The 26,222-nt window shown below is 72.5% G+C and carries 24 protein-coding genes and 1 pseudogene; 14 read left to right on the plus strand and 11 right to left on the minus strand.

Going from position 1 to position 26,222, the window contains the following annotated elements; translation table 11 throughout:
* Nucleotides 1-14: 14 nt before the first annotated feature.
* From FYW95_RS08315 to FYW95_RS08345, 7 genes and pseudogenes are all read right to left on the minus strand, one after another.
* On the minus strand, nucleotides 15-398 hold the full coding sequence (locus FYW95_RS08315) for a 6-pyruvoyl trahydropterin synthase family protein (RefSeq protein ID WP_159942871.1): 384 nt from the start codon (nucleotides 396-398) through the stop codon (nucleotides 15-17).
* Between the two features lie 52 nt (nucleotides 399-450).
* Entirely contained in the window at nucleotides 451-1,431 is a 981-nt protein-coding gene (locus tag FYW95_RS08320; protein ID WP_159942870.1) for a zinc-dependent alcohol dehydrogenase, read from the minus strand.
* A gap of 15 nt (nucleotides 1,432-1,446) precedes the next feature.
* Entirely contained in the window at nucleotides 1,447-2,178 is a 732-nt protein-coding gene (locus FYW95_RS08325) for a CDP-alcohol phosphatidyltransferase family protein (RefSeq protein ID WP_236567809.1), read from the minus strand.
* Nucleotides 2,162-2,804: pseudogene (locus FYW95_RS08330) on the minus strand (GTP cyclohydrolase II). The gene FYW95_RS08325 and the pseudogene FYW95_RS08330 overlap by 17 nt, the downstream one beginning before the upstream one ends.
* Before the next feature lie 127 nt (nucleotides 2,805-2,931).
* Nucleotides 2,932-3,843 carry a carbohydrate ABC transporter permease gene (locus FYW95_RS08335; RefSeq protein WP_370462387.1) on the minus strand — a complete coding sequence of 304 codons (912 nt, stop codon included), beginning with the start codon at nucleotides 3,841-3,843 and terminating at the stop codon, nucleotides 2,932-2,934.
* The gene (locus FYW95_RS08340) at nucleotides 3,840-4,856 is read right to left on the minus strand and encodes a carbohydrate ABC transporter permease (protein ID WP_159942869.1); all 1,017 of its coding nucleotides are present in this window, start codon (nucleotides 4,854-4,856) and stop codon (nucleotides 3,840-3,842) included. Before FYW95_RS08340 ends, FYW95_RS08335 begins: the two co-directional genes overlap by 4 nt.
* Nucleotides 4,853-6,139, minus strand: a complete 1,287-nt coding sequence (locus tag FYW95_RS08345) for an extracellular solute-binding protein (protein WP_159942868.1) — start codon at nucleotides 6,137-6,139, stop codon at nucleotides 4,853-4,855. Before FYW95_RS08345 ends, FYW95_RS08340 begins: the two co-directional genes overlap by 4 nt.
* Nucleotides 6,140-6,314: 175 nt before the next feature.
* Here FYW95_RS08345 and FYW95_RS08350 point away from each other — a divergent pair, with 175 nt between their 5' ends.
* Nucleotides 6,315-7,331, plus strand: coding sequence for a LacI family DNA-binding transcriptional regulator (locus FYW95_RS08350; protein ID WP_255459399.1), 1,017 nt, complete (start codon nucleotides 6,315-6,317; stop codon nucleotides 7,329-7,331).
* Between the two features lie 168 nt (nucleotides 7,332-7,499).
* The gene (locus FYW95_RS08355; protein ID WP_236567816.1) at nucleotides 7,500-9,725 is read left to right on the plus strand and encodes a rhamnogalacturonan lyase; all 2,226 of its coding nucleotides are present in this window, start codon (nucleotides 7,500-7,502) and stop codon (nucleotides 9,723-9,725) included.
* A gap of 35 nt (nucleotides 9,726-9,760) precedes the next feature.
* Here the strand turns inward: FYW95_RS08355 and FYW95_RS28860 are convergent, their stop codons facing one another.
* Together FYW95_RS28860 and FYW95_RS08365 are read right to left on the minus strand one after the other, a co-directional pair.
* Complete coding sequence (locus FYW95_RS28860) at nucleotides 9,761-10,069, minus strand: VOC family protein (RefSeq protein WP_201294780.1); 309 nt, start codon at nucleotides 10,067-10,069, stop codon at nucleotides 9,761-9,763.
* A gap of 52 nt (nucleotides 10,070-10,121) precedes the next feature.
* Nucleotides 10,122-11,012 (minus strand): NAD(P)H-binding protein, encoded by an 891-nt coding sequence (locus FYW95_RS08365; RefSeq protein ID WP_159942866.1) that lies wholly within the window; start codon nucleotides 11,010-11,012, stop codon nucleotides 10,122-10,124.
* Between the two features lie 93 nt (nucleotides 11,013-11,105).
* Here FYW95_RS08365 and FYW95_RS08370 point away from each other — a divergent pair, with 93 nt between their 5' ends.
* The gene (locus FYW95_RS08370; protein ID WP_159942865.1) at nucleotides 11,106-11,699 is read left to right on the plus strand and encodes a TetR/AcrR family transcriptional regulator; all 594 of its coding nucleotides are present in this window, start codon (nucleotides 11,106-11,108) and stop codon (nucleotides 11,697-11,699) included.
* A gap of 116 nt (nucleotides 11,700-11,815) precedes the next feature.
* Nucleotides 11,816-12,442, plus strand: a complete 627-nt coding sequence (locus FYW95_RS08375; protein WP_201294768.1) for a hypothetical protein — start codon at nucleotides 11,816-11,818, stop codon at nucleotides 12,440-12,442.
* Here the strand turns inward: FYW95_RS08375 and FYW95_RS08380 are convergent.
* Entirely contained in the window at nucleotides 12,412-13,623 is a 1,212-nt protein-coding gene (locus tag FYW95_RS08380) for a cation:proton antiporter domain-containing protein (protein ID WP_159942864.1), read from the minus strand. The two genes, FYW95_RS08375 and FYW95_RS08380, sit on opposite strands and share 31 nt — an antisense overlap.
* A 398-nt stretch (nucleotides 13,624-14,021) precedes the next feature.
* Complete coding sequence (aztA, locus tag FYW95_RS08385; RefSeq protein ID WP_160050235.1) at nucleotides 14,022-14,693, minus strand: zinc ABC transporter ATP-binding protein AztA; 672 nt, start codon at nucleotides 14,691-14,693, stop codon at nucleotides 14,022-14,024.
* Nucleotides 14,694-14,757: 64 nt separating this feature from the next.
* Between aztA and aztB the strand changes: the two genes are divergently transcribed.
* From aztB to FYW95_RS08435, 10 genes are all read left to right on the plus strand, one after another.
* Nucleotides 14,758-15,645, plus strand: coding sequence for a zinc ABC transporter permease AztB (gene aztB, locus FYW95_RS08390; RefSeq protein WP_159942863.1), 888 nt, complete (start codon nucleotides 14,758-14,760; stop codon nucleotides 15,643-15,645).
* The gene (locus tag FYW95_RS08395) at nucleotides 15,642-16,832 is read left to right on the plus strand and encodes an ABC transporter (RefSeq protein WP_159942862.1); all 1,191 of its coding nucleotides are present in this window, start codon (nucleotides 15,642-15,644) and stop codon (nucleotides 16,830-16,832) included. The genes aztB and FYW95_RS08395 overlap by 4 nt, the downstream gene beginning before the upstream one ends.
* 5 nt (nucleotides 16,833-16,837) lie before the next feature.
* Entirely contained in the window at nucleotides 16,838-17,968 is a 1,131-nt protein-coding gene (gene aztC / locus FYW95_RS08400; protein WP_159942861.1) for a zinc ABC transporter substrate-binding protein AztC, read from the plus strand.
* Nucleotides 17,935-19,224, plus strand: coding sequence for a zinc metallochaperone AztD (gene aztD / locus FYW95_RS08405; RefSeq protein WP_236567815.1), 1,290 nt, complete (start codon nucleotides 17,935-17,937; stop codon nucleotides 19,222-19,224). Before aztC ends, aztD begins: the two co-directional genes overlap by 34 nt.
* Before the next feature lie 57 nt (nucleotides 19,225-19,281).
* Entirely contained in the window at nucleotides 19,282-19,833 is a 552-nt protein-coding gene (locus FYW95_RS08410; RefSeq protein WP_159942860.1) for a hypothetical protein, read from the plus strand.
* 756 nt (nucleotides 19,834-20,589) lie between these two features.
* Nucleotides 20,590-21,054, plus strand: a complete 465-nt coding sequence (locus tag FYW95_RS08415; protein ID WP_160050236.1) for a hypothetical protein — start codon at nucleotides 20,590-20,592, stop codon at nucleotides 21,052-21,054.
* A complete protein-coding gene (locus tag FYW95_RS08420) occupies nucleotides 21,021-21,860 on the plus strand; it encodes an ATP-binding cassette domain-containing protein (RefSeq protein ID WP_159942858.1) in 840 nt (279 codons plus the stop codon). The genes FYW95_RS08415 and FYW95_RS08420 overlap by 34 nt, the downstream gene beginning before the upstream one ends.
* Nucleotides 21,857-23,137 (plus strand): DUF7224 domain-containing protein, encoded by a 1,281-nt coding sequence (locus tag FYW95_RS08425; protein ID WP_159942857.1) that lies wholly within the window; start codon nucleotides 21,857-21,859, stop codon nucleotides 23,135-23,137. Before FYW95_RS08420 ends, FYW95_RS08425 begins: the two co-directional genes overlap by 4 nt.
* On the plus strand, nucleotides 23,134-23,730 hold the full coding sequence (locus tag FYW95_RS08430; RefSeq protein WP_159942856.1) for a hypothetical protein: 597 nt from the start codon (nucleotides 23,134-23,136) through the stop codon (nucleotides 23,728-23,730). Before FYW95_RS08425 ends, FYW95_RS08430 begins: the two co-directional genes overlap by 4 nt.
* Nucleotides 23,731-24,001: 271 nt before the next feature.
* Nucleotides 24,002-25,969 (plus strand): M3 family metallopeptidase, encoded by a 1,968-nt coding sequence (locus FYW95_RS08435; protein WP_160050237.1) that lies wholly within the window; start codon nucleotides 24,002-24,004, stop codon nucleotides 25,967-25,969.
* Nucleotides 25,970-26,222: the final 253 nt, after the last annotated feature.

Genomic DNA, 26,222 nt, shown 5'->3' on the forward strand with positions numbered 1-26,222 from the left:
CGCGGTGTCCGCTGTCACAGTTCGCGCTCGTGGCTGGCCCAGGCCACGTGGGACTCGTGCAGGGTCACGGTGATCCCGTCCAGGCCGCGCGCGCGGGCGTCGAGCCGCTCCACCAGGCGGTCGGCGACCACCCCGGCCAGGAACTCGGTGCTGGTGTTGACCCCCGCGAACTCCGGCAGCTCGTCCAGGTTGCGGTAGTCCAGTTCGGCGAGCACGGCCTTGAGCTCACGCGCGGCCAGACCGATGTCCACCACGATGTCGTCCCCGTCCAGGGCACGGCGGCGGAAGGTGGCGTCCACGGTGAACGTGGCCCCGTGCAGCCGCTGGGCGGGGCCGAACACCTCGCCCCGGAAGCTGTGGGCGACCATCATGTGGTCCCGGACGGTGACGCTGTACACGGATCGTGCTCCTCTGTGGTCGACTGTCATGGCTGTCCCGCGCACCCGGCGCTCACGGCGGCGGGTAGGCGATCCGGTGGCACAGGGCGGGCAGGGTGCCCTCCGCCAGGCGCGGCAGCACCGACGGCATCTCCTCGAAGGGGCTCTCGCCGCTGACCAGCGCGTCGAAGGCGGGGTCGGCGAGCAGCCGCAGCGCCAGGCCGAGCCGCTCGGCGAGGGTGCGCCCCGCCCGCCGGGCGGGCGCGATCGCGCCGACCTGGCTGGAGCGCACGGTCAGCCGGCGCGAGTGGAAGTACTCGCCCAGCGGTACGCCGACCCGCCGGTCGCCGTACCAGCTCAGCTCCACCACCTCGCCCTCGGCCGCCACCAGCTCCAGCGACCGCTCCAGACCGGCCTCGGTGGCGCTGGTGTGGAAGACGCGGTCGCGACCGGCCTCGGCCTCCCCCGGGAGGGCGAAGCCCACCCCGAGCCGCTCGGCGACCCGCGCCCGCCCCGGGTCCACGTCCACCAGCTGCACCCGCGTGCCCGGGACCCCGGCGGCCAGCCGCGCCACGCAGCAGCCCACCATCCCCGCGCCGACCACCGTCAGGCGGTCGCCGAGCAGCGGCGGGGCGTCCCACAGCGCGTTCACCGCCGTCTCCACCGTCCCCGCCAGCACCGCGCGCCGCGCCGGAACCTCCTCGGGCACGCACCGCACCGCCTCCGCCGGGACCACGAACCGCGTCTGGTGCGGGTACAGCGTGAACACCGTGCGCCCCACCAGTTCCGCTGATCCCTGCTCCACCACACCGACGTTGAGGTAGCCGTACTTGACCGCGCCGTCGAAGTCCCCCTCCTGGAAGGGCGCCCGCATCAGGCCGTGCTGGCTCGGCGGCACCCCGCCCCGGAAGACCAGGGCCTCGGTGGCCCGGCTCACCCCCGAGTACAGCGTGCGCACCAGCACCTGCCCCGGTCCGGGCTCGGGCAGCGCCTCCTCGCGAATCTCCCCGTGCCCCGGACGGCTCACCCAGAACGCCCGTGCCGTAGCGGCCATGCTCCTCCTCGTCGCTCACCCTCGCGGATACGGCCCTACCCACGGCTCCTCCGGTGCACCGGTCCCCGCCCGGCGGCGCCACAGGCCGAGGACGTCACGGCCGAAGGACCAGACCAGCGCGGCCAGGGCGCCGACCGCCACGGCCGCCGCCACCTCGTGGGGGAGCACCCGCGCCGCGACCGCAACCAGGGCCGCGCCCTGGACGGCGGCCACCGCCTTGCGCGCCCGGCTCGGCGGCAGCGGGGCCCGCAGCCAGGGGAGCACCAGCCCTGCGAGCCAGAACGCGTACCGCATTCCACCCACGGCCACCACCCAGGGGCCCAGCAGCAGCGCCGCGTGCACGCTCAGCACCAGGATCAGGAACGCGTCGGCCTCCATGTCGAAGCGGGCCCCGAAGGCGGACTGCGTACCCGTGGCCCGGGCCACCGCCCCGTCCGCCAGGTCCAGCACCAGTGCCGCCGAGGCCAGAGCCACCACCGGCCACACGGGCCCGTCCACGGCCACCAGCGCGACCACCGCGCCGACGAGCACGCACCGGGTCAGCGTCACCAGCCCGGCGGGGCCCAGCGCCCGCCACCCCGACCGGTGCGCCGCCCGCGCCAGCACCGCGGTCCCCAGCACCAGGTAGGCGATCCCGGCCGCCCAACCCGCCGGGTCCAGGCCCACCGTCAGCGCGAGCGCCCCCAGCAGTGCCGCCTGCGCGCACGCCGCCGCGGCCAGGATCCACCGGTCATCCGCGACGGTCACGGGCCCACCCGTCCAGGTGCGGCAGGTCGTGGCCCAGGCGGTCGCGTTTGGCGGTCAGGTAGGCGGCGTTCTCGGCGCGGGCGGGCATGAGCAGCGGCACGCGTCCGGCGACCTCGATCCCGTGCTCCTCCAACGCACGCGCCTTGTCGGGGTTGTTGGGCATCAGCCGGACGGAGCGCACCCCCAGGCGCAGCAGCGCCCGCGCGGCGGGGCCGTAGTCGCGCACGTCCACCGGCAGGCCCAGCTCGGTGGCCGAGTCCACGGTGTCCAGGCCGAGCCGGTCCTGCAAAAGCCAGCGTGCGCACCTTGGCCATCAGTCCGATGCCCCGACCCTCGTGCCCGCGTAAGCAGACCAGCACGCCCCGGCCCTCGCGCGCGATCGCGTCCAGGGCGGCCTCCAGCTGGTCGCCGCACTCACAGCGCAGCGCGCCGAACACGTCTCCGGTCAGGCACTCCGAGTGGGTGCGTACCAGTACCTCCTCGGCTCCCCCGACCTCGCCCAGGGTGAGCGCCACGTGTTCCTGCGCGTCCACCGGGTCCCGGAAGGCCACGAGGCGGAACGTCCCCCGCCGCGTGGCCAGCTCCGACTCCGCGACGGCGGCCGGCTCCATGCTCTGTTCGCTCATACGTCCTCTCGCTTCGCCCCGTGGCCGGGACCATAGACGCCCGGTGCCCCGCCCTTCGGGGATCGAAACCGTGACGAAGGGTGAGCACCGGGCGGGAGGGGAAGCGGAGGTGCGGTCGGGTGAGCGGCTACTTGCCGCCCATCCCCATCATTCCGCGCACCAGCGAGCGGCGGGCGAACAGGTACACCAGGAACAGCGGCACGGTGGAGAGCACGACCGCGGCCAGCAGACCGGGCACGTTCACCCGGTACTCGCCCTGGAACTCGAACAGGCCCATGGTGATCAGCCGTTTGTCGGGCGACTGGGTCAGGATCAGCGGGAACAGGAAACCGTTCCAGGCCTGCAGCGCCGCGTACACGGCGATGGTGCTCAGTCCGGAGCGCGACATGGGCACCACCAGTTGCAGGAAGGTGCGCACCGAACCCGCGCCGTCCAGGGCCATGGCCTCGTACAGCTCCTCGGAGATGTCGCGCATCGACCCCACCAGGATCAGCACGCACACCGGCAGCGCGAAGGCGGCCGTGGGCAGCACGATCGCGGTCAGCGTGTCGTACAGCCCCAGCTCCACGATGATCAGGTACACCGGCACGATTACCGCCTGGGACGGGATCGCCAGCCCCAGCAGGAACATCCGGAACACACCCGTGGTCCAGCGGGTCCGCGAGCGCACGATGGCGAACCCCGTCATGGCGGCCAGCGTCACCACGATCGCTACCACGGCCGCGGTGACGACCGCGGTGTTGAGCACGAACCCCAGCAGCCCGTTCTCCACCGCCAGCCAGTAGTTGTACAGGGTGGGGTCGGTCGGCGGGGTGAGCGGGCCCGAGGCGGTGTAGTCCTCGGCGGGCTGGACGGTGGCCACCAGCAGCGCGTACAGCGGAAGGGCCACGATCGCCAGCCACAGCAGCGCGCCCAGTCCGCCCAGGACGTTGGGCCTGCGGCGCCCCGGCCGCACGTTCAGCAGCCGGACGCGGGACGCGCCCGCGGTCCGCCGCCGGGCGGGCGGTGCGGGGGCTTTCTCGGGGAGACGGACGGTCACAGGCCCTCCCGGGTGCTGCGCATGGAGCCGAAACCGGTGAAGCGCACCATGAGCAGGGCGATCAGCGTCGCCACCACGACCAGGGTGAACGCGACGGCGCTGGCGTAGCCCAGCTCCCAGCTGCGGAAACCGGCCCGGTACATCAGGAACGGGACGATCGTGGTGTCGGTGCCGGGACCGCCGCCGGTCAGGATCAGCACCGTCTCGAAGTAGGTCAGCGCGCCCACCACCATCAGCACCGAGGAGGTGGTGATGGTGTGCCGCAGCTGCGGCAGGGTGATGTGCCAGAAGGAGCGCAGCCGACCCGCGCCGTCGATCTCGGCGGCCTGGTAGAGCGAGGCCGGGATCTGCCGCGCGCCGCCCTGGTAGAGCAGCATGTGCAGCGGGATGAACTGCCAGGCGCTGACGAAGACGATCACCAGGAACGCGCTGGTCGACCCGCCCAGCAGGTTCACCGACCGCAGACCCAGGACGGGGCCCAGCCAGGCCAGCGGTCCGAAGTTGGGGTCCAGCAGGGCCCGCCAGATGATCGCCACGGCGGCCGAGGACAGCAGCAGCGGCAGGAAGAAGATCGCCGACAGCACCGCCCGGCTGCGCTGCGGTCCGGCCGCCCACACGCCCAGCAGCAGGCTGATGGGCGTCTGCACGGCCCAGGTCAGGACGGTCAGCAGCAGGCTCAGCCAGATGGCCTGGCGCATGAGCGGGTCTCCCGCCAGCCGCGTCCAGTTCTCCAGGCCGATGAACTCCGGTGTGCCCAGCCCGCCCCAGGAGGTCAGGGACAGGTAGGCCACCAGAACCATCGGCAGCGCGGCGAAGATACCGAAGTACAGCAGCCCGGGGACCGCCCACACCGCGCCGGGCCGCCCGGTGCGGGGGCCGGCGGCCCGCGCGGAGGAGCCTCCGCGCGAGCCGCCGGGGGTTCCGGTCGCGGAACCGCGGGTGGCGGCGCCCACGGCCGAGGGGCCGATGGGCGCGGTGCCCGCGGTGACCGGGTTGCCGGTGCCGCCGGTCACAGGGCCGCCAGCGCGTCGACGAACTGCTCGGGCGTGGTCTGACCGTTGAACAGCGACTCGATCTCGGTCACCATCGGCGTGGCCACGTCCGGCGGCAGCGCCTGGTCCCAGGACAGCTGGAAGTGCGGCGCGTCGCGGACCATCTCGTACTGGAAGGTGGCGAAGTCCGGGTTGGGACTGTCGGCCACGGCCTCCTCGGCGTTGGCGGTGGTGGGCACCTCGCCGTTCGCCACCATGTCGGCCACGTACTCCTCCTGGGCTGTGTACTTGAGGAACTCCAGCGCCGCGTCCAGGTGGTCGCTCTCCGCCGTCACCGAGAAGAAGTTGGTCGGGTTGCCGACCACGTTGGCGGGGTCGCCCTCACCGCCGGGCAGCGGCGGGAACTCCACGTAGCCCAGGTCGTTCTCGGCGAACTCGCGTGCCTGGTCCAGGTGCGTGGAGTACTCCCACGACCCCATCAGGTGCATGGCCGCCCTCCCCTCCGAGAGCAGGGTGGAGGCGCCGCCCTCGGTGTAGCTCACCGAGGCGTAGGAGTCGCCGAAGGCGCCCCGGTCCACCAGGTCCTGGACCATCTCGGCGGCCTCCAGGACGGCCGGGTCGCGCCAGCCCTCGGAGTCGCCCTGCTGGATGCGGGCGAACACCCCGGGCCCGCCGATGCGGTCCACCAGGTACTGCATCCACATCTGCTCGGTCCAGGGGTCGGCGCCCGCGAGCGCGAAGGGGATGATCCCCTCCTCGTTGAAGGCGTCGACCAGGTCCAGGACGTCCTCCCAGGTCTCGGGGGGCTCCACGCCGACGTCCTCGAAGACCGCCTCGTTGTAGAAGAGGATGACCGGCTGCGTGCCGCGCAGCGGGATGCCGTACTGGACGCCGTCCACCTTGCCGGCCTCCAGGATGGAGGGGATGAAGGACTCGGCGAACTCCGGGTCCTCGGCGAGCAGGTCGTCCAGCGGCTGGAGCATGTCCTGTTCGACGTAGGGTGCGATACTGCCCGCGCCCCAGTTGAAGAACACGTCGGGCTGCTGGCTGGAGCCCATCGCGGTGCGCAGGCGCTCCTCGTAGTTGTCGCCGGGGACCTCGTCGATGACGGCCTCGGTCTCGGAGTCCTCGTTGAACCGTTCGACGGCGCCTTCCTGCACCACGACCAGCGTGTCCTGGTACATCCACACGTGCATGCGGTCGTCTCCGCCGCCACCTCCGCCACCGCCGCCGGAACAGGCGGTGGCGGCGAGCAGGCAGAGCGCCGCTGCTCCGGCCAGGGAGCTCAGGCGGGGGGTTCTCATGGCGACTCCTCTTTCGAAACTATCGGGAGGTATTTCGAAATATTTGCGCCCGAATGTACGCGGCGTGACGTGGGGCGTCAATAGTCAAGTGAGAGCTGGCTCACCTCGATTGTCACAACATCGCCGTGACCGCGTAGGATCAGGCACCGTGAGTGCAGACCCGACCCCCGACTCCATGCGCCCGACCGTCTCGGAGCCGGTAACGATCTCGAAAATTGCGGAAGCCGCAGGCGTATCGGTGCCCACGGTCTCCAAGGTGCTCAACGGGCGGGCCGACGTGGCCAGCGAGACCCGGGCGCGTGTGGAGGAACTGATCCGCCGCCACGGCTACCGGCGGCGCCGCGGCCCCGGCGGGGGCCGCTCCTCCATGATCGACCTGGTCTTTCACGAGCTCGACAGCGCCTGGGCGGTCGAGGTCATCCGCGGCGTGGAGAGCGTGGCCCGCTCCGAGGGCCTCAGCGTCGTGCTCACCGAGTCCGGGGGCGCCCAGACCCCGCGCGACGACTGGGTCGACGCCGTGCTCGCCCGCCAGTCCACCGCCGCGATCCTGGTCTTCTCCGACCTGGCGCCCGAACAGCGCACCCGCCTTACCGCGCGCGGCATCCCCTTCGTCGTGGTCGACCCCGCGGGCGACCCGGGGCCCGACATGCCCTCGGTGGGCTCGGCCAACTGGAACGGCGGCCTGATCGCCACCCGCCACTTACTCGAACTCGGCCACCGGCGGATCGGGGTGATCGGCGGCCCCCGCCACGTGCTGTGCAGCAAGGCCCGCATCGACGGCTACGCCTCGGCCCTGGACTCCGCCGGTCTGAGCACCGACCCCGCCCTGGTCCGCTACGGCGACTTCCACGTGGAGAGCGGCCGCGACCGCGGCCTCGAACTGCTGCGCCTGCCCGATCCGCCCACCGCCGTCTTCGCGGGCAACGACCTACAGGCCATGGGCCTGTACGAGGCCGCCCGCGAGTCGGGGGTGCGCATCCCCGAGGACCTCAGCGTGGTCGGCTACGACGACCTGCCGGTGGCCCGGTGGATGGGTCCGCCGCTGACCACCGTGCGCCAGCCGCTCACCGAGATGGCCGAGGAGGCCACCCGGATGGCGCTCACGCTGGCCCGCGGCGGCACCCCCGCCAACCTGCGCCTGGACCTGGCCACCGACCTGGTGGTGCGCCGCAGCAGCGCCCCGCCGCCCTGAGCGCGGCCTCTTCCGGGGGGAGCTCCCGGAGCTTTGGGGGCCTTGGATGGAAAGCGCTTGCCTTGTAGGCTGGCCGCTCCCGCTCTACGAGGAGGCGTGTCCATGCCAACCCCCCGGCGTTCCGTCCCGCGCACAAGTCCGCTGCTCGCGGGCGCGTGCGCGCTGATGATGGCGGCGAGCACCCCCGCCCTGGCCGAGCCGCGGTCCGACTCCGGAGTCCAGCTGGAACGGCTGGACCGGGGCCTGGTCGCGGTCCAGGCCCAGGAAGGCGTTTTCCTGAGCTGGCGGCTGCTGGCCTCCGAGGTCGGCGGCCACACCGACTCCGGGCTCCGGGGCCCCGCGTTCCGCGTCCACCGCGACGGCAGGGTGGTCGCCGTCGTCCGGGACAGCACCAACTTCCTGGACACCGGGGGGAACGCGGACTCCGAGTACCGGGTCGTCCCCGTTCCCCGCGGCAGGCCCGGGGTCGGCCCCGAGGGCGAGGCCGCCGTGTGGTCCGAGGGCCACCACGACCTGCCCCTCCGCAAACCCGAGGGCGGTACCACCCCGGCCGGCGAGGACTACGGGTACACCGCCAACGACGTCAGCGTCGGCGACGTGGACGGAGACGGACAGTACGAGTTCGTGGTCAAGTGGGACCCCACCAACTCCAAGGACGTCTCCCAGAAGGGCTACACCGGCACCACCTACGTCGACACCTACACCCTGGACGGCGAGCTGCTGCACCGCATCGACCTGGGCGTGAACGTGCGCGCGGGCGCGCACTACACCCAGTTCCTCGTCTACGACTTCGACGGCGACGGCCGCTCGGAGATCATGCTCAAGACCGCTCCGGGCACCCGAACCCTCGCCGCCGACGGCACCGCGTCGCACGTGACCATGCCCGCCGAGGACGTCGAGGCCGGCTACACCCATGACGACGACTACCGGATGAGCTCGCAGGACTACTACGAGCACCTCGTGGAGGTCTTCCTGGGCTGGCACGGGCACCCCGAGGTCACGGCCGGGAACTGGCCCGTCACCCTGGAGGAGGCCCTGGGCGAGGAGCCGCGCTACGACTACCCTCTCACCCGCGCCGACGCCGAGGCCCTCGCCGACTTCTTCATCGACGAGTACGCCCCCGCGCGCAGTGCCCGCAACGACCTGCGCGACTTCGAGGGCTTCGTGGTCCACGGCCCCGAGTACCTCACCGTGTTCGACGGCCTGACCGGCGCCGAACTGGACACCGTCCGCTACGAGCCCGGGCGCGGCGACGACGGCCTTCTGTGGGGCGACTACGCGATGGCCCGCATCGAACCGGGCAACCGGGTGGACCGGTTCCTGGCGGGCGTGGCCTACCTGGACGGCGAGCGCCCCTCGGCGGTCTTCGCCCGCGGCTACTACACCCGCTCGGCCGTGGTGGCCTACGACTTCGACGGCGAGTCCCTCCACAAGCGCTGGACGGCCGACAGCGGGCACGTGCCCATGGACAACCCCTTCGACGCCGCACCGCACGGGGGAGCGGGGACCGACCCCGAGACGGGCACCCTCGCCGGACAGGGCTTCCACTCCCTGGCCGCCGCCGACGTGGACGGCGACGGGCGCCAGGAGATCGTCTACGGCGCCGCGACCCTGGACGACGACGGGTCCCTGCTGTACTCCTCGCACGACCACGGGCCGCCGCAGAGCGCCGTACCGGGGGAGTACGTCAAGCTGGGCCACGGCGACGCGATGCACGTGGGCGATCTGGACCCCGCCCGCGAGGGCCTGGAGATCTGGTCCGTGCACGAGGGCGGCCGGTACGCGCCCTACGGGTTCGCCATGCGCGACGCCGCCACCGGCGAGGTGCTCTTCGGCGGATACACCGGTGTGGACACCGGCCGCGGCATGGTCGGCGACATCGACCCCGACGTCCCGGGTCTGGAGGCGTGGTCCTCGATGCCGCCCGGCGACGAGGTCCGGGCGGGACTGTGGAGCGCCGACGGCGACCACCTCGGCAACCGCACCCCCGGCACGAACATGAGCATCCGCTGGTCGGCGGACATGACCACGCAGATCATCGAGGGCGCCTCGGACCCGCGGGTGCAGGACTGGACCCGCGGCACCCTGCTCACCGCCGAGGGCACCCTCACCAACAACGGGACCAAGGGCAACCCGGGCCTGGTCGCGGACGTGTTCGGCGACTGGCGCGAGGAGTTGCTGCTGCGCACCGAGGACAGCACGGCGCTGCGCATCCTCACCAGCACCGAGGTCACCGACCGCAGGCTCTACACCCTGATGCACGACCCGCAGTACCGGGTGGGCGTGGCCTGGCAGCAGACCGCGTACAACCAGCCGACCTACCCGGCCTTCCACCTGGGCTCGGACACCGACTGGGCGAGTGTCCCGGTCCCCGACGCCGTCTACCCGAGGTGACCCGGCGGGTCCCCGGGCGGCGCCCGGGGACCCGTTCAGCCCCGGCCTGTGTCGATGACGCAGAACACGTTGCCCTCGGTGTCGGCGAGGACCACGAAGTCGGGGTCCGGCGGGTAGGAGTCCCAGGCCACCCGGCGCGCGCCCAGCGCCACCAGGCGTTCCACCTCGGCGGTCTGCTCGGCCGCGTCGCGGGCGTACAGGTCAGGTGCGCCCGGGGCCGCTCCCGCGCCGGGCTCCGGCTCACCTGGGGCGCGACACCGGGCCCGCCGCCGGGCGGGCAGAGGACGGTGAAGCGCTCGTCGACGCGGCCGTCGCGGGGAGCGTAACCGAGGGCGCGGCTCCAGAACCCGGCGGCGCGGTGGATATCCTCCACGCCCAGTACCGCCGTTCCGAAAGTCAGCATCCGTACTGTCTGGCGTCCCGCCCCCGGGCTCCCGTCCGGCGGCACGACGTCTCCCGTTCCACGACCGAGCGGAAGTCGCGCGCCCGTCGGCCGGTGACGCGCTGGACGGTGTCGGTGACGCGGTCCTCGGCGCCCCCGGCGATGGCGCGGTCCATGCCGGCGAGCATCGCGGCGAACTCGGAGGGCACGTCGGCGGTCAGGTGGTCGCGCACCTGCTCGTAGGTCAGCCGGTCGTGGGTGACGGGCCGACCGGTGACCTCGGTGAGGACGGCCGCGACGTCGTCGTGGCTCAGGGCCTGCGGCCCGGTGAGGACCAGGGCTGTGTTCGGAGCCTGCGTCCGGGTCAGGGCGTGCACGGCGACGGAGGCGATGTCCTCGGCGTCGACGAACCCGACACGGCCCTCTCCGGCCGCGGTCCGAATGACGCCCTCCGCCCTGATGGTCCGGGCGTGCGTGTGGTCGCCGGTGAAGTTCTGCATGAACCACGAGGGCCGCAGGACCGCCCACTCGGGGAACAGTCCGGGCAGGGCTTGGTGGACCCGTCCCACGGCGGGGCCCCCGGAGGGGATGGCCGACGAGCTGAGCAGGACCACGCGGTGGACCCCCGCGGCGCGGGCCTGGCGGAGGAAGGGCAGCATGGCGGACGCCGGGTCCAGGGAGCCGGGCGGCGGGACGAGGTAGGCCCGGTCCACGCCTTCGAGCGCGCCCCCGAAGGATGTGGGATCGTTCCAGTCGAACCACACGGGGGAGGCCCCCTCCACGGGGGCGGCGCGCCGGCTCGCGGCCCTGACGCGCTGGCCTGCCGCGATGAGACCGGCGGTGACGCGACTGCCGGTGGTACCGGTGGCCCCGATGACCAGGGTGGACTTCTCGGATGGGCTCATGGGTTTCTCCTGCCCGTACGATACGGACCGGGGGTCCGTTTTGCGTGATCGACGATACGGACCCGTGGTCCGCTTCGCAACCGGAGGAGTAGCATGCCCGAACGCAAGCCACGCACGGACGCCACCCGCAACCGGGAGGCCGTCCTCGCCGCCGCCGACGCGCTCTTTGCCCGCTGCGAGAGCCCCGCGGCGGTCACCATGGCCGACATCGCGGCGGCGGCGGGCGTTGGCAAGGCGACGCTCTTCCGTGGCTTCGGCGACCGCACCGGTCTGATCCACGCCCTGTACGAGACACGTCTGGCGCCTGTCAGGCTCGCCACCGAGAACGGGCCGCCGCCGCTGGGCCCCGCCACCCCACCGCTCCAGCGCGTCCCCGCCCTCCTCGACGCCGTCCTGTGCTTCAAACTCGACAACCGCCACCTCGCCCTGGCACTGGAGGGGACCGGCGGCGACAGCCCCTACGAGACGGAGCACTACGAACAGTGGCACGGCGTGCTCCAGGCCATGCTGGAACGGATCCCCGGCCTCACCGACTGCGGTTTCACCGCTCACGTCCTGCTCGCCGCCACCCGCGCCGACCTCGTCGAGCACCTCGTCGGCCACAAGCGGATGACGCGTGAGCGGATACGGGCCCACCTGAGGGCCTTCACCGCCAGGGTCCTGGACCCCCACTCGTCAACGGCATGAGGTCCGGTCACTCCGCCGGGGGGCGCACCCCCGTCCGGCGGTGGTGCGACCACGCCCCCGGTTCCGCCCGTTCGCACGCCCGACGGCGCGCGGAGGCGCGGCCTACCGTCGAGGGCATGACGACATCCCTCCGCACCGCGCTCGTGTGCGCCGTCCCCCTCCTGCTCGCCGCCGTGGGCCTGCTGCACCCCCACCACCTCACCGAGGGCACCGCCGACCTGTGGACCTGGATCCACATCGGCCTGCTGCCGGTCTTCCCCCTGCTCACCGTCGGCCTGCTCCTGCCCGTGTGGGGGCGCCCCGGCCGCGACGCCTCCGGCCCGGCCGTGGTCCTCGTCTGGATCTGCTCCTTCGTCTACGCGGTCTTCTACACCGCGCTGGACACCATCGCGGGCATCGCCACCGGCGCCCTGGTGCGGGCGGTCGAGGGCGACCACGAGCCGCTCGTCCGCCCGCTGTACGGCATCGGCAACGAACTCGGCTACGTCGGCACCTACGCCCTCCTGCTCGGCGTCCTGGCCCTGGGCGCAGCCCTCTACCTGAGGCACGGGCCGCATACGCTCTACGGTTCGGCCGTGCTGCTGGCCTCGGCGGTGTCCTTCCTGGACAGCCACATCTACTGGCCGCGCGGGGGGATCACCATGCTCGGCTTCGCCGCGGGCTTCGCCCTGCTCGTGTGGGCGGTGGACCGCCGCTCCCGGGTGCCCGCCGCTCAGGACCCCGGCTCCGCGGCGCGTGCGTAGAGCCGCCGGAAGGGCGAGGAGGTGACTCCGTGCGCCACCACGCTCGCCGCCACCGCCAGACTCACCGCGGCGAACAGGCGCGGATCGCGCACACCCTCGTGGGCGGAGTGCGCCGCGTAGAACAGGGCGCTGACCCCCATCGGGCCGAACCAGCCGAGGAAGGCGCCGCCGCGCGGCCGCAGGCCCAGGGGGCGGGTGAACGCCGCGGCCAGGGGCGGGCGGCGCAGCAGCAGGACGGCGAGCGCGAAGGCGGGCGCGGCCCACCCGAAGGCGACCCACTCCTCCCAGGGCAGGGTCGCGCCCAGCAGGACGAACACGGGCAGGGCCAGGTAGCGGTTGACCGCCTCGTCGACGTTCTGCTGGGGGGTGCGCTCCCCCTTGGCGACCGTCGCGTTGTAGGCCACCCCCGCCGTGAAGACGGCGAGCACCCCGCCCGCGCCGATCAGCCGCGCCGCACCGAGCACGGACACGGCGAGGAGCAGGGTGAACAGCAGGGAGGGCCCCTCCTCCAGTTCCCGCTCGCGGGTGGCCGCCTCCATGGCCTTGCCCGCCGCCGCGCCCAGGACCGCGCCCAGGGCCACGCCGCCCAGCACCTCCCACAGGATGCGCCCCACCGCGTCACCGGGTCCCGTGAGCGGCAGCGCGACGGCCACCGCGATCCCGACCAGGGGCAGGGCGAGCCCGTCGTTGGCCCCGCTCTCCCCGGTGAGCAGCGCCCGCACGCGTTCGGGCAGGTCGCGCTGGGCGGGCTTGCCGGTCACCACCGACGCGGCCAGCACCGGGTCCGTGGGGCACAGGCAGGCGCCCACCACCGCCGCCAGGGCCAGGGGCAGGCCCAGCAGGAGGGCGGCGGCGCCGCTCACCGCGGCCGCCAGCGGCATGACCACGCACAACAGGAGTACGAACTGGGGCACCAGCGCGCGCAGGTGGGTCGCGGGGAAGCGCAGGGCCGCCGTCATCACCGAGGCCGCCAGGAGGATGCGTGTGCCCTCCAACAGGAGGGAGTCGCGTGTGTCGACCGACATCGGGAGCAGGTCGAGGGCGAGGGGGCCCAGGGCCACGCCGAGCAGGAGGGCCACGAGCGGTTCGCTCAGCGGCAGGGTCCGGGTCCGGTTGCTGAACAGCGCCAGGAGCACGCTGAGAATGCCGATGGCCGCGTAGGCCAGGTGGAGGGAGTTCATGGCGGGTCCGCCTCCGCTGCCTCGGGTCCGTTGGGTCCGTCGGAGCAGGGTAGTCTTCCCGGCTTCGGCCGTCCCGTAGGCCGCCCGGCGGGCCGCGAACGGAGCCGGCTCAGGACCCGCCGACGGAGCCGCGCCGGCGGAGGAACCGTCCGGCCGGGCCGCTCTCTCCTCCGGCCCGGCGGGAGCGGGGCACCCGTCGCCGGGAACGCCCTGAGCTGCGGGAAGGCGCCATTCGGTGGTTTTTCCGTTTCGTCGGGAATCTTCCGCCGAGAAGACCGCGCGTCGCTTTCCCCGGAGAGCGCGTCCCACGTGTGACACTCCTCTCTCCGCGTCGGGAGGGCCGCCCCGCGGTCTCCGGTGCCGGGTTGGAACCAGCGGTGGCCTCCGCCGTCCCGCCCTCACACCGGGGACACGGTCCCGGCCGCGGACGCGGGCGTGCCCGAGGCGGCCACGCGGCCCGCCGCCAGGACGAGGCAGTGGTCGGCGTCGGCGGCCTCCCGCGGGTCATGGGTGGCGTGCACGACCGTCCTCCCCCCGGCCCGGAGGTCCTCCAGGGCCGCGCGGACGCGCAGCCGGGAGCGGTGGTCCAGGCCCGCGGAGGGCTCGTCGAGCAGGACCAGGTCCGCCTCCTGCGCCAGCCCCCGGGCCACCAGGGCGCGTTGGCGCTGACCCCCGGAGAGCTCTCCCAGGCGCCGGTCCGCCAGGGCCGTCACCTCCATCCGCTCCATGCACTCCGCGACGACCGCACGGTCCCGCCGGGTGAGGGGGCGCCACGCGCCCCGGTGTGACCACCGTCCCATCGCGACCGTCTCGCGCACGGTGACGGGCAGGGCGTCGGAGACCGCGCTGCGCTGGACCACGAAGGCCACCCTCCCGCTCCCGGGCAGGACCACGGATCCACGGCGCGGCCTGACCGTACGCGCCAGAACCCCCAGGAGCGTGGACTTCCCGGAGCCGTTGGGGCCCACGAGCGCGGTGACCGCGCCCGCCGGGATCCGGGCGTCGACGGCCCTGAGGACGTCCCGCCCCCGGTAACCCGCGTACACGCCGTCCAGCTCCGCGCCGTCCATACCCGCTCCTCTGCCAGCACCCCGGTGTGAAAACGATAATGATTATCATTATAGAGTGCTTCCCGTGGAAGCTCTGTTCGATCCGTTCGGGGTCGTGTTCGTGCAGCGCGCGCTGTGGGGCGGGGTCCTGGTCTCGCTCATCTGCGCGATCGCGGGCACCTGGGTGGTGCTGCGCGGCATGGCCTTCCTCGGTGACGCCATGTCGCACGGCATGCTGCCCGGGGTGGCGCTGGCCTCGCTACTCGGTCAGAGCCTGTTCCTCGGCGCGGCCCTGGCCGCGGCCGCGATGGCCGCGGGGGTGACCGCCCTGGGACGCTCCCGACGGCTCTCGCGGGACACCGGCATCGGCCTGCTCTTCGTGGGGATGCTGGCCGCGGGCGTGATCATCGTGTCCCACTCCGCCTCCTTCGCGGTGGACCTGACGGGCTTCCTCTTCGGGGACGTCCTGGCGGTGCGCGAGCGCGACCTGGTCCAGCTCGGACCCGCCCTGGCGGTGGCGGCGGCCGTGGCGCTCACCGGCCACCGCGCCTTCGTCGCGCTGGCCTTCGACCCGCGCAAGGCCCACACCCTGGGCCTGGCGCCCCGGCTGGCCCACGCGGCGCTGCTCGGCCTGGTCACGCTGGCCGTCGTGGCCTCGTTCCACGTCGTCGGCACCCTGCTGGTGTTCGGACTGCTCATCGCCCCGCCCGCGGCGGCGGCCCTGTGGGCCCGCAGCATCCCGGGGATCATGCTGGGCGCGGCACTGCTGGGCAGCGCGGCCACGTTCCTCGGCCTGCTCGTGTCCTGGCACTGGGAGACGGCGGCCGGAGCCACCATCGCGGCGGTGGCCGTGACCTCCTTCTTCGCCTCGGCGGCCGCGTCCGCGCTCACCCCACACGGTGGCTGGCGCCGGACCGCCGAGGACGACGCACCAGACCAGACCCCGTCCCCGGAGAGGCCGACGACGACATGAGATCCCCACGGCACGCCCCTCCCGGAGCGCTCGGCCTGTGCGCCGTGCTCCTGGCGGCCGGCTGCGCCACCGCCCCCGCGACCGAGGAGGGACAAGAGGAGGAGGTCCCGCACGGCTACGTCGAGGGCGCGGAGGAGACGGCCGAACCCCAGGCGCGCCTGGTCGTCGCGGACGCCGACAGCGGCGAGGTCCGGGTGCTCGACCCCATCACCGGGGAGGTCACCGACCTGGAACCCGTGGAGGGCGTCGACGGGATCGCCGGCGACGGCCGGTTCGCCTACCTCAGGTCATCCGGTCACCGGAAGACCCTCGTGGTGGACAGCGGCGTGTGGACCGCCGACCACGGCGACCACGACCACTACTACCGGACCGGTGTCCGCACGGTGGGCGCGGTCGACGGCCTGGCGGCCGGGCGGGCGGCCACGGACAGGGCGCTGACCGCGCCCACCGGCCCCGGCGGCACCGCGCTCCTGGACCGGGCCGCTCTGGAGGACGGCTCGGTCCAGGCCGCCGACGTACCCGGCGGCACCGGGGTGATCGTCCCCTTCGCGGGCCGCCTGGTCACGGCCGGAAGCGGACCCGGGCGAGCCGTCCGCGTCCACGACCGCGACGGGGGCCCGGGGGAGGCCCTCGACGCCACCTGCGCCGAACCCCGGGGCCAGGCCGTCACGCGGCGGGGACTGGTCATCGGCTGCGAGGACGGAGCCCTCCTGGTCACCGAGGACGACGGCGACCTCACCGGCGAGGCCATCCCTTACCCCGAGGGCACGGACGGCCGCGTCGAGGAGTTCCACCACCGCCCCGGCTCCGCCCCGCTGGCCTCCGTCTCCACCGAGGGGGACGTCTGGCTCCTCGACCTGGCCGAGGGCGGGTGGGCGCGCCTCGGCCTCCCCGGCGCCGTCGCGGTGTCGGCGGTCGGCGAGGGCGCCTCCGTCCTGGCCCTGGACTCCGACGGGACCCTGTACGCCCTGGACCCGGAGACGGGCGAGCCGAACTCCTCCCGCGAACTCCTGGACGGGGTGGACGCCGAGCGCGCCCCCGTCATCCAGGTGGACACCGGCCGCGCCTACGTCAACGACGCCGGGGCGGGCCTCATCCACGAGATCGACTACAACGACGACCTGCGCGTGGCCCGGACCTTCGATCCCGGGATCACCCCCCACCACATGGTCGAGACAGGACGGTGAACGACATGGCCACCCGTCCGCTGGATCCCACCAGGGCGGTCGCGCTCGCGCTCGCCTGCGCCACCGCCCTGGGCGCGGCGGCCTGCGCCCCCGGCGACGACGCACGCGAGGGCGTCGTGGTGACGACCAACATCCTGGGCGACCTGACCCGGGAGGTCGTCGGTGACCAGGCCGAGGTCACCGTCCTGATGAAACCCAACGCCGACCCCCACTCCTTCGGCCTCTCGGCACCGCAGGCCGCCGCCCTGGAGAACGCCGAACTCGTGGTCTACAACGGCCTGGGCCTGGAGGAGGGCGTGCTGCGCAACGTCACGGCGGCCGAGGAGGCGGGCGCGCCCGTCCTCGAGGTCGGCGCCGGGGTCGACCCGCGCGTCTACTCGTCCGGGCACGACCACGGACACGGGGAGGGGCGCGCGGAGGAGGCCGGGCACGGTGATGAGGGCGGGCCGGCCGGGAACGACAGCGCGGGCGAGCCCGACCCCCACTTCTGGACCGACCCCCGGCGGGCCGTCCTCGCGGTCGACCTCATCGCCGAGCACGTCATCGAGCACGTCGAGGGCGTGGACGCCGACGCGGTCCGGGCCAACGCCGAGGCCTACACGGCCGAGGTGGAGGCACTCGACGCGTGGATGGCCGAGGAGTTCGGGACGATCCCCGAGCGGCACCGCAAGCTGGTCACCAACCACCACGTCTTCGGCTACCTCGCCGAGCGCTACGGGTTCGAGGTCGTCGGAACGGTGATCCCCAGCGGCACCACGCTGGCCTCGCCGAGCACCTCGGACCTGAAGTCCCTGTCCGACGCGGTGCGCGACGCGGGCGTCGGCGCCGTGTTCGCCGACTCCTCCCAGCCCGACCGCCTCGCCACCGTCATGGCCGAGGAGGCGGGGGTGGACATCGAGGTCATCCCCCTGTTCTCCGAGTCCCTGAGTGAGGAGGGCGGGGGCGCCGCCACCTACCTGGAGATGATGCGCGCCAACACCGAGGCCGTCACGGACGGCCTCGACGGCGACTGGCCCCCTTGCCGCCCCGGGACGGAACCCCGACAAGAGAGCAGAGAAGACATCCCACGAGCACACCACGCAGACTCCCGGCCCGTGCGGCGCTGCCCGCCCTGCTGTCCGCCGGACTGCTCCTGACCGCATGCGGAACCGCGCCGCAGGAGGCCGTTGCCCCCGAGGACGCGGAGGAACGGCGGGAGGAGGCCGTCTCCGTCGCCAATCCCCTCGTGACCACCTACGACGGCGGCCTGTACGTCCTGGACGGCGACACCCTGGAGGTCGTCCGCGACATCGGGCTGGAGGGGTTCAACCGGGTCGACCCCGCCGGCGACGACCGGCACGTGTTCGTGGCCACCTCGGAGGGCTTCCGGCTCCTGGACGCCGCCGCGGGCGAGCTGACCGACGGCCTCGTCGCCGCCGACACCCCCGGGCACGTGGTCCGCCACGCGGGCCGGACCGTCCTGTTCGCCGACGGCAGCGGCGAGGTCACCCTGCTGGACGGCGACGCCCTCGCCGGGGGCCTGCCGGAGGACCCCGAGCGGTACACCGCCGAGGAGGCCCACCACGGTGTGGCCGTCGAGCTCAGTACCGGGGAGCTGCTGGTCACCCCCGGGAACGAGGAGGAGCGCGTCGGCGCGCTCGCGCTGGACGCCGACCGCGAGGAGACCGCGCGCAACGAGGACTGCCCCGGGGTCCACGGGGAGACCGTCGCGGCCGACGAGACCATCGTCATCGGCTGCCAGGACGGCGTGCTCCTCTACCGGGACGGCGGGTTCACCAAGGTCGAGAGCCCCGACGACTACGGGCGCATCGGCAACCAGGCCGGGACCGAGGAGTCCCCGATCGTCCTCGGCGACTACGAGACCGACCCCGACGCCGAACTGGAGCGTCCCGAGCGGGTCGCCCTCGTCGACACCGAGGACGCCGACCTGACCCTGGTGGAGCTGCCGAGCAGCTACACGTTCCGCTCCCTGGGACGCGGGCCGGAGGGCGAGGCCCTGGTCCTGGGCACCGACGGGAGCCTGCACGTGATCGACCCGGAGGCGGCGGAGGTCGTGGACAGCACCGAGCTGATGGACGCGTGGGAGGAGCCCCTGGAGTGGCAGCAGCCCCGCCCGGCGCTCTTCGTCCGCGGCACCACCGCCTACGTGAGCGACACCGCCACGAAGCAGGTCCACGCCGTGGACCTGGAGACCGGTGAGGTCACCGCCTCCGTCACCCTGGAGGAGACCCCCAACGAGCTCAGCGGGGTCGCGCACCAGGCGTATCGAGCGGCGGGGCCGGTGACACCGGCCCCGCCGGGAGAACACGCGGGAGCCTCCGGTGTGATCTCTGTGTGTGGGCGCGAGGGAGCTAAACGCAAATTTGTGGCTTTATGTGGCCGAAGCAACTGAAATTCTCCTGATTCGCGTGTTTCTGCATGTTGCACCCATGTGACGTCCAGTCCGTTGTTGTCCGCCCTGTCGTCACCCGCCCGCGCTGTGGAGGAGCCCCAGGTCACCTCCACCGGCTACCCTGCCTGGGACGATTTCCACGGTTCCCCCGGCCGGCCCGGCGAGTTCACCTTTCCCAGCAACGGGGTCGAGGACGTCCAGAGCTACTTCTACGCCCTCAACGACGACCCCTGCGTTCACCACGAGATCACACCCGAGGAGCCGGGCGAACCGGTGACGGCGACCCTCGCGCCGTGCCTGACGGGCCCCGACGGGGTCTACGCTCGCACCGTCGACACCTCCGGCAACTCCTCCGACTGCGTGCTCGTCCGCTCCTTCCTCATCGCCCCACCCGGCAAACCGGTGGTCCATCTCACCTTCGACGAGGGTCAGGGAAGCCGTGCCGCCGACACCGCCGAGGTCGGGGTGTGGACCCACCCGCCGGGCACCCACGACGAGCAAACGGGCGAGACCGCTCTCTGTGCCGCAGGGAACCGCCACCCACCCGGGTCCGTGGAACGCCCGGGAACCCCTCGCGGTCGGACCCGCCCCGGCCCAGGGCACGAGTGACGCCTACCGGTCCGGCGCGATCGACGACGTCCACGTCTGCCAGGGCGTCCTCAGCGAGACCCCGATCTCCCAGGTTGACACGGGGGTGCTCCCCGCCGCCCAGCGCTGACCGTGCTTTTCGGCTCTCCGCACGCCGCCCCTCCTGTTTCTCCGCGCGCACGCCAGGAACCTGAGGGGCGGCTGTGTCATCCCGGCCGCCTCAAACCGGGACACCCCCGCCAACTGCGGTGGCGGTCTGGTACGCGCCGTACGGCGATCAGTTCGCCCGGCCCCCCGGCCCACGGTAGGCAGGAGAGCTCTCCACCGAAACACGCGACCAACGCGGAGTCCGTGAGCGCGGGAGTCGCCGAGTTCCGTCCGGTTCGCCGGGTGAACATTCCTCTGACGGCGGGTGAACAGATCCAGCGGATGGCGGGGTTCCGGTCTCGGGCCCAGATGAAATCCAGTTCCTGAAATCGCTGGTCATAACGCCGGAGCACTTTGACGCGACCGTTGGAAAGCCAATCCGACTGTTGCCCGTATTCTTTACTCCCCCGGAAAACCACGGGATCTTCCCAGTTCAATCGGGTTGGAGTGGGTGGGGTTCTCGCCTGCTCGGTGGATGGGCTGTTTCGTTGACATCCCCCGTGGGTGTCTGTAGCGTTCCAGGCGCTTGGAGTTATTGGGATCGAATAAACCCCCTGTGGGGACGAGTTACTCCCCGGCTCCATGTATTCGTATTGACCCAATGCAGGCCTCTGTGAAACGGGTATGACCATGCTCAGGAAGAAGCACACCCAACTCGGACGCGCCGCTCTCGTGGGAGCGTTGGCCACCGCCCTGTTCGGCCTCTCCCCGGCCCCCGTCAGCGCCGCCGAGGCCGATCCCGTTATCGACATCACCGCTCTCGGTGGTAGCTTCAGCAGCTATATCAGCGGCTGGGCGCCGTCGTCCTCCCCGCAGTCCCGGGTTTGGTACGACTCGGACACCGGTAGCACCTCGGTCCGGCTCACCGGTTGCAGCACCAACGGCCCCGGCGGTTTCCAGAACGTCACCCTCCAGTTGGTGCGCACCACCGGAATCAATACCGTCATCGGCGAGAGAACCAACAGGTGCGCGCCGTCCACGAGTACGTGGCAGATCAGCCGGTCGGGTGACTACGCTTTCGGCAGTACCGAGATCAACGGATACAACTACTACAATGGTACATGGTCGGCGAACGCCGTCGTGGTGACCTACTAGAAGATAAGGATTCCCGCGGTGGGAAGCCCCCACCGCGGGATTCGAAGGCAGAGAAATTGAACCTCAGCGCAGACGGTGTCGTCTTCTCCTACGGGTGGTTCTCACCACCTGTGTTCGACGGCCTCTCCCTTGGCATTCCGGACGGTTGCACCGTCCTCCTGGGACCCAACGGGGCGGGAAAGAGCACCCTGATGTGCCTGCTCGCCTCTGTCAGTCCACCCAGACGCGGACATGTTCGGGTGGGCTCATGGCGCAGCGACCGCCGACGCGATCTCACGCCGATACGCAGGGCCGTGGGTTGGATGCCCCAGTCGATCGTTCCGGTCACCGGCCTGACCGTCCGTGAACAGGTCGCCTACCACGGCTGGCTCAAGGGCATGAGCCGTGCCCAGGCGTGGAAGGACTCCGGGGAGGCCCTGCGTCAGGCCAACCTGACCGACCTCGCCGACCGTCCCTCCGGCAAGCTCTCCGGAGGGCAACTGCGCAGGGTCGGACTGGCGCAGACCATCGTGCACCGACCCTCGGTCCTGCTGCTGGACGAACCGACCGCCGGGCTGGACCCCGCGCAACGATCGGCCTTCCGCGAGATCCTGAACGGCCTGGCCGTGGGCGACACCGTGCTGGTCTCCACGCACCAGACCAGCGACCTGTCCGGCCTCTTCGACTCCGTGGTGGTGCTGAACGAGGGGCGCAGCCCCTTCACCGGTTCCGCCGACGCCTTCCTCGCCCGCGCCACCGGCGGAGGGGACAGCCTCGAGCGGCGCGCCGAGTCCGCCTACGCCTCCGTGCTCGGGGAGGCGGCATGACCACGCGGAAACGCTGGATCACCAGCTTGTCCCTGTGGCTCGCGTTGCCGATGATCGCCTTCGTCGTCTCCATCAACATGGAGGACGGCCTACAGTTCGCCACACGCGGGTACTGGCTGACCGCCACGACCGTGGCGTCGGAGGCCGTGTCCGTCACCGGGGTGGTCGCCGCGCTCGGTGCCACCTGGGAGGCCTCGAGGCTGCGTCGGGCACGCGTACTCGCCATCACCTCCAGGAACCGTCTTCTGGTGGTGGCGGAGACGCTGGTCCCCACGGTCGTGGTCGTACTCATGGGGACCCTCGTCTCCTACGCGATGATGGCCACCATCGCCCTCGGCGCTCCCGGGGGGCCCGCCTGGCATGTCATCGCGGTCAACCTCGCCGCCCTGACGGGAATCCTCGGCTGGGGCCTCTTCCTCGGCTTCGCACTGCCACCGACCCTGGCCCTGGCCGTGTGCCTGGCCAGCACATACGTGTGGTACTTCGTTACCGCGGGCAGCGGTTCCTTCCCCCTGTGGGCGCGGTACCTGTCCGGCGGCTTCCTCGGCGATCCCTCGGTCTGGGGGGCCGTGGATCCGCGTGCCCTGGGCGCGGCACTGGTCAGTGCCCTCGGTCTGGCGGCCGCAGGGCTGTGCGCGGTCCTGCTCCGGGACCGGGGACGCGCTCTCCTCGCCGGTCCCCTCGCCGTCGTCATGGCCGTCGGTGTCGGCTGCTGGGTGGCGCGTCCTCTGGACCACCATCCCGTGGTGCCGCGTACCGGTATCGAGTGCGACGCTCCGGTGGGCGGGGTCACGGTCTGCCTGTGGCCCGAGCTGGCCGCGGACCACGAGGCGCTGGTCTCCGAGGTCGTGCGTCAGCACCGGACGTTCTCCGCGCTCGGCCTCGAACCACCCTCGACCGTCTCGGCGGCGATGGAGGAACCCGAGGGCAGCATGTGGATTCCGCTGGTCCCCAGGGCCGACCCGCGTCCGGTCGTCGCCGCCGGTTTCGTGGAGGCGTTCATGCCCGCCGCGCTTCCCGACTCCTGCGAGGATTTCCCGGAGAACACCGTTGTGACCGTCCTCGCCTGGTTGCGTACCGTGGCCCAGACCCCCGACCACGAGGAGTACCGCGCGTCCATCCCGGCTGAACCGGCCCGTTACCTGGACGGGGTGCTCGACCTCCCCCCGCGGGCACAGGGGGAGTGGTATCTGGCCAACCGGCCGGTCCTGGAGACCTGCTCTCCCGACCCCGACACCCTCGACCCCCGGCACTTCGAGGCCGGGGCCACGTCATGAGATGGTGGATGCGCGCCCGGGCCGTCCTTCCCGGACTCGCGGCCCTGGCGCTGGCGTGGACCGTGGGCCTCGCGTTCCAGGAACGGTTCTTCGCGTTCCCCACCGTGTTCGGGACCCGCGCTCCCGTGCCCACCTCACTCCTGGCGGTGACCGTCGGGTTGATCCTGATCAACCACGGTCTGGACCGTTCCCGTACGTCGGTGGAGCTCACCGCGAACCGTCCCGTGCGGATGTGGGACGCCGCCTGGACGGCGGCGACCGCCCTGGTCTCGGTCGGGGCGGGGCTCACCGCCGCCGTCACGGGCAATCCCGAGGGCCTGCTCATGGCACGTGCCGTCGTCGCCGGTCTCGGAGGGTACCTGATCGCCAGGTTGGTTCTGCGGACGGACCTCGCCTCACTGGCTCCCCTCGCGGTGCTGACCGCCAACATCGTCCTGTGGGATGTTCAGACCTTTCCGGAGTCGGGTCCGTGGCTGCTGTCCGATCCCGACAACGCCGTGGCCTGGGGGGCTAGTGTGCTCCTCCTCGTTGTGGGGTTGGCGGGTCTCACCTCCCGGGTTCAACGGGTGCACAGGTCGGCGGATGTTCCCTGACACGGGCCACCCTCCCGGTTCGCGGCCCGCCCGCGGATCGGGTCGGGGCCCGGTGCCGCGCGAACGGGGACGGGGGCGCGGCCGGTCGGGGGCCGCTCCGGAGGGCGGAGATGATCGGAGGGCGGTTGGCAGGGTAGAACGGCACGAGCAGGTGCCCGGACCCGTTCCGCCGAGGACCCCTCCGTGCCCGGGCACACCACCCGCCACCGGGCTCCACCGCGACACGACCGCGGGGAGCACGCGCGGTACCGACGAACCAGGAGCACGATTCTTGACCGGCAACCCGCTGCTGTCCCCCAGTGAACTCCCCTACCAGCTCCCCGACTTCGCGGCGATCAGGGAGGAGCACATCCTGCCCGCGTTCGAGGCGGGAGTGGCCGAGCACCTGGCCGAGGTGGAGGCGATCGTCCGCGACCCCGAGCCCGCGACCTTCGACAACACCATCGCGGCGCTCGAACGCTCCGGCGCCACCCTCAGAAGGGTGGAGGCCGTCCTGCACACCCTCGCCGGATCCGACGCCACCGACGCCGTCCAGGAGATCGAACAGCGGATCGCCCCCGAAGCCGCGCGGCACAGGGACGCCGTCACGCTCAACCGGGACCTGTGGGCGCGCGTCCGGCGGGTCACCACCTCCGATCCCCAGGAGTCCCGGCTCCTGGAGCGCTACCGCCTCGACTTCGTCAAGGCGGGCGCGGACCTGGACGAGGAGGGACAGGCCAGGCTGCGGGAGCTGAACACCGAACTCGCCGAACTCAGCACGGAGTTCGGCCGCAACGTGGTCCGGGCGACCAACGAGGCCGCCTTCGTCACCGACGACCCCTCCGACCTGGACGGGCTGGACGAGGACCGCCTGAGCGCGATCGAGCGGGACGGCAGGTACGTCCTCCCGCTGCTGAACACCACCGTGCAGCCCGTCCTGGCCCAGCTCACCAACCGCGCCACCCGTGAGCTGATCCACACCCTGAGCGCCGGACGCGCCCCGGAGAACCACGCGATCGCCGCGCGCATGGCGGCGCTGCGGGCCGAGCGCGCCGCGCTGCTGGGCTACCGGGACCACGCCGCGTACACGGTCGCCGACCAGACCGCCAAGACCGTCGAGGCGGTCGAGGAGCGGCTCGGCCAGCTGGTCGGACCCGCTCGGCGCAACGTCGAGGAGGAGGCCCGCGTGCTGGCCGAGCACGCCGGGCACGACCTGGAGCCGTGGGACTGGCCCTTCTACGCCGAGCGGGTGCGCAGGGAGCGGTACGACTTCGACGACGGCGTCCTGCGGCCCTACCTCGAGCTCGACCGGGTGTTCGAGGACGGCGTCTTCCACGCGGCGACCCTGCTGTACGGGGTCGCGTTCACCCCGCGCGGCGACCTGCGGGGCTACCACGCCGACGTGCGGGTGTGGGAGGTCTTCGACGCGGACGGCTCGCCCCTGGGACTGTTCCTGCTGGACCCCTACGCCAGGCCGACCAAGCGCGGCGGCGCGTGGATGCACAACCTGGTCGACCAGTCCCACCTGCTGGGCACGCGGCCCGTCGTGGTGAACAACCTCAACATCGCCAAGCCCGCGTCCGGTCCCACCCTGCTCACCTTCGACGAGCTGGAGACCGCCTTCCACGAGTTCGGCCACGCCCTGCACGGGCTGCTGTCGGCGGTGCGGTTCCCGCGCGTGCAGGGCACGAACGTGCCGCGGGACTTCGTGGAGTTCCCCTCCCAGGTCAATGAGATGTGGGCGACCCGGCCGGAGGTCCTGGCCAACTACGCCCGGCACCACGAGACGGGGGAGCCGGTACCGGGGGAGCTGGTGGAGCGCCTGACGGCCGCCCGTCAGTTCAACCAGGGCTTCGCGACCTTCGAGTACCTGGCCGCCGCGCTGCTGGACTGGGCGTGGCACCGCCTGGCGCCCGGTGAGACCGTGTCGGACCCGGCCGCGTTCGAGGAACGGGCCCTGGCGGCCGCGGGCGTCCTGCACCCCCTGGTCATGCCGCGCTACCGGACGGCGTACTTCCAGCACGTGTTCGCCAGCGGCTACAGCGCGGGCTACTACTCCTACGTCTGGAGCGAGGTCCTGGACGCCGAGAGCGTGGAGTGGTTCACCGAGAACGGCGGCCCCGTCCGGGAGGCCGGGGACCGCTTCCGGGAGCGGGTGCTGTCCGTGGGCGGGAGCATGGACCCGATGGAGGCCGTCCGGGACTTCCTGGGCCGCGAGCCCCGGATGGAACCGCTGCTGGCCCGCCGGGGCCTGGCCTGACCCCCGCCCGGCCACCGGGACGCGTCCCGGTGGCCGGGCGCCCGGCCGCGCCGGACCCCCGGAGGGGCGGTCCCGAGGGGCGTTCGGCCCGGGGCGCACCTCGCCCGCGCGACTCACGGAACCCGTCCGAACCGGGAGCGCGGAGTGCCGGGACGGGGCTGGACTGACCTGGTGAGACTCTGACCCACCGATGCCCTATATGGGTAGAATTTCAATTTTTGTCGGTATTAGCCTGGCGAGACGTGCAGGAGTT

Source organism: Nocardiopsis sp. FR4 (assembly GCF_009830945.1).
Taxonomy (GTDB): Bacteria; Actinomycetota; Actinomycetes; order Streptosporangiales; family Streptosporangiaceae; genus Nocardiopsis.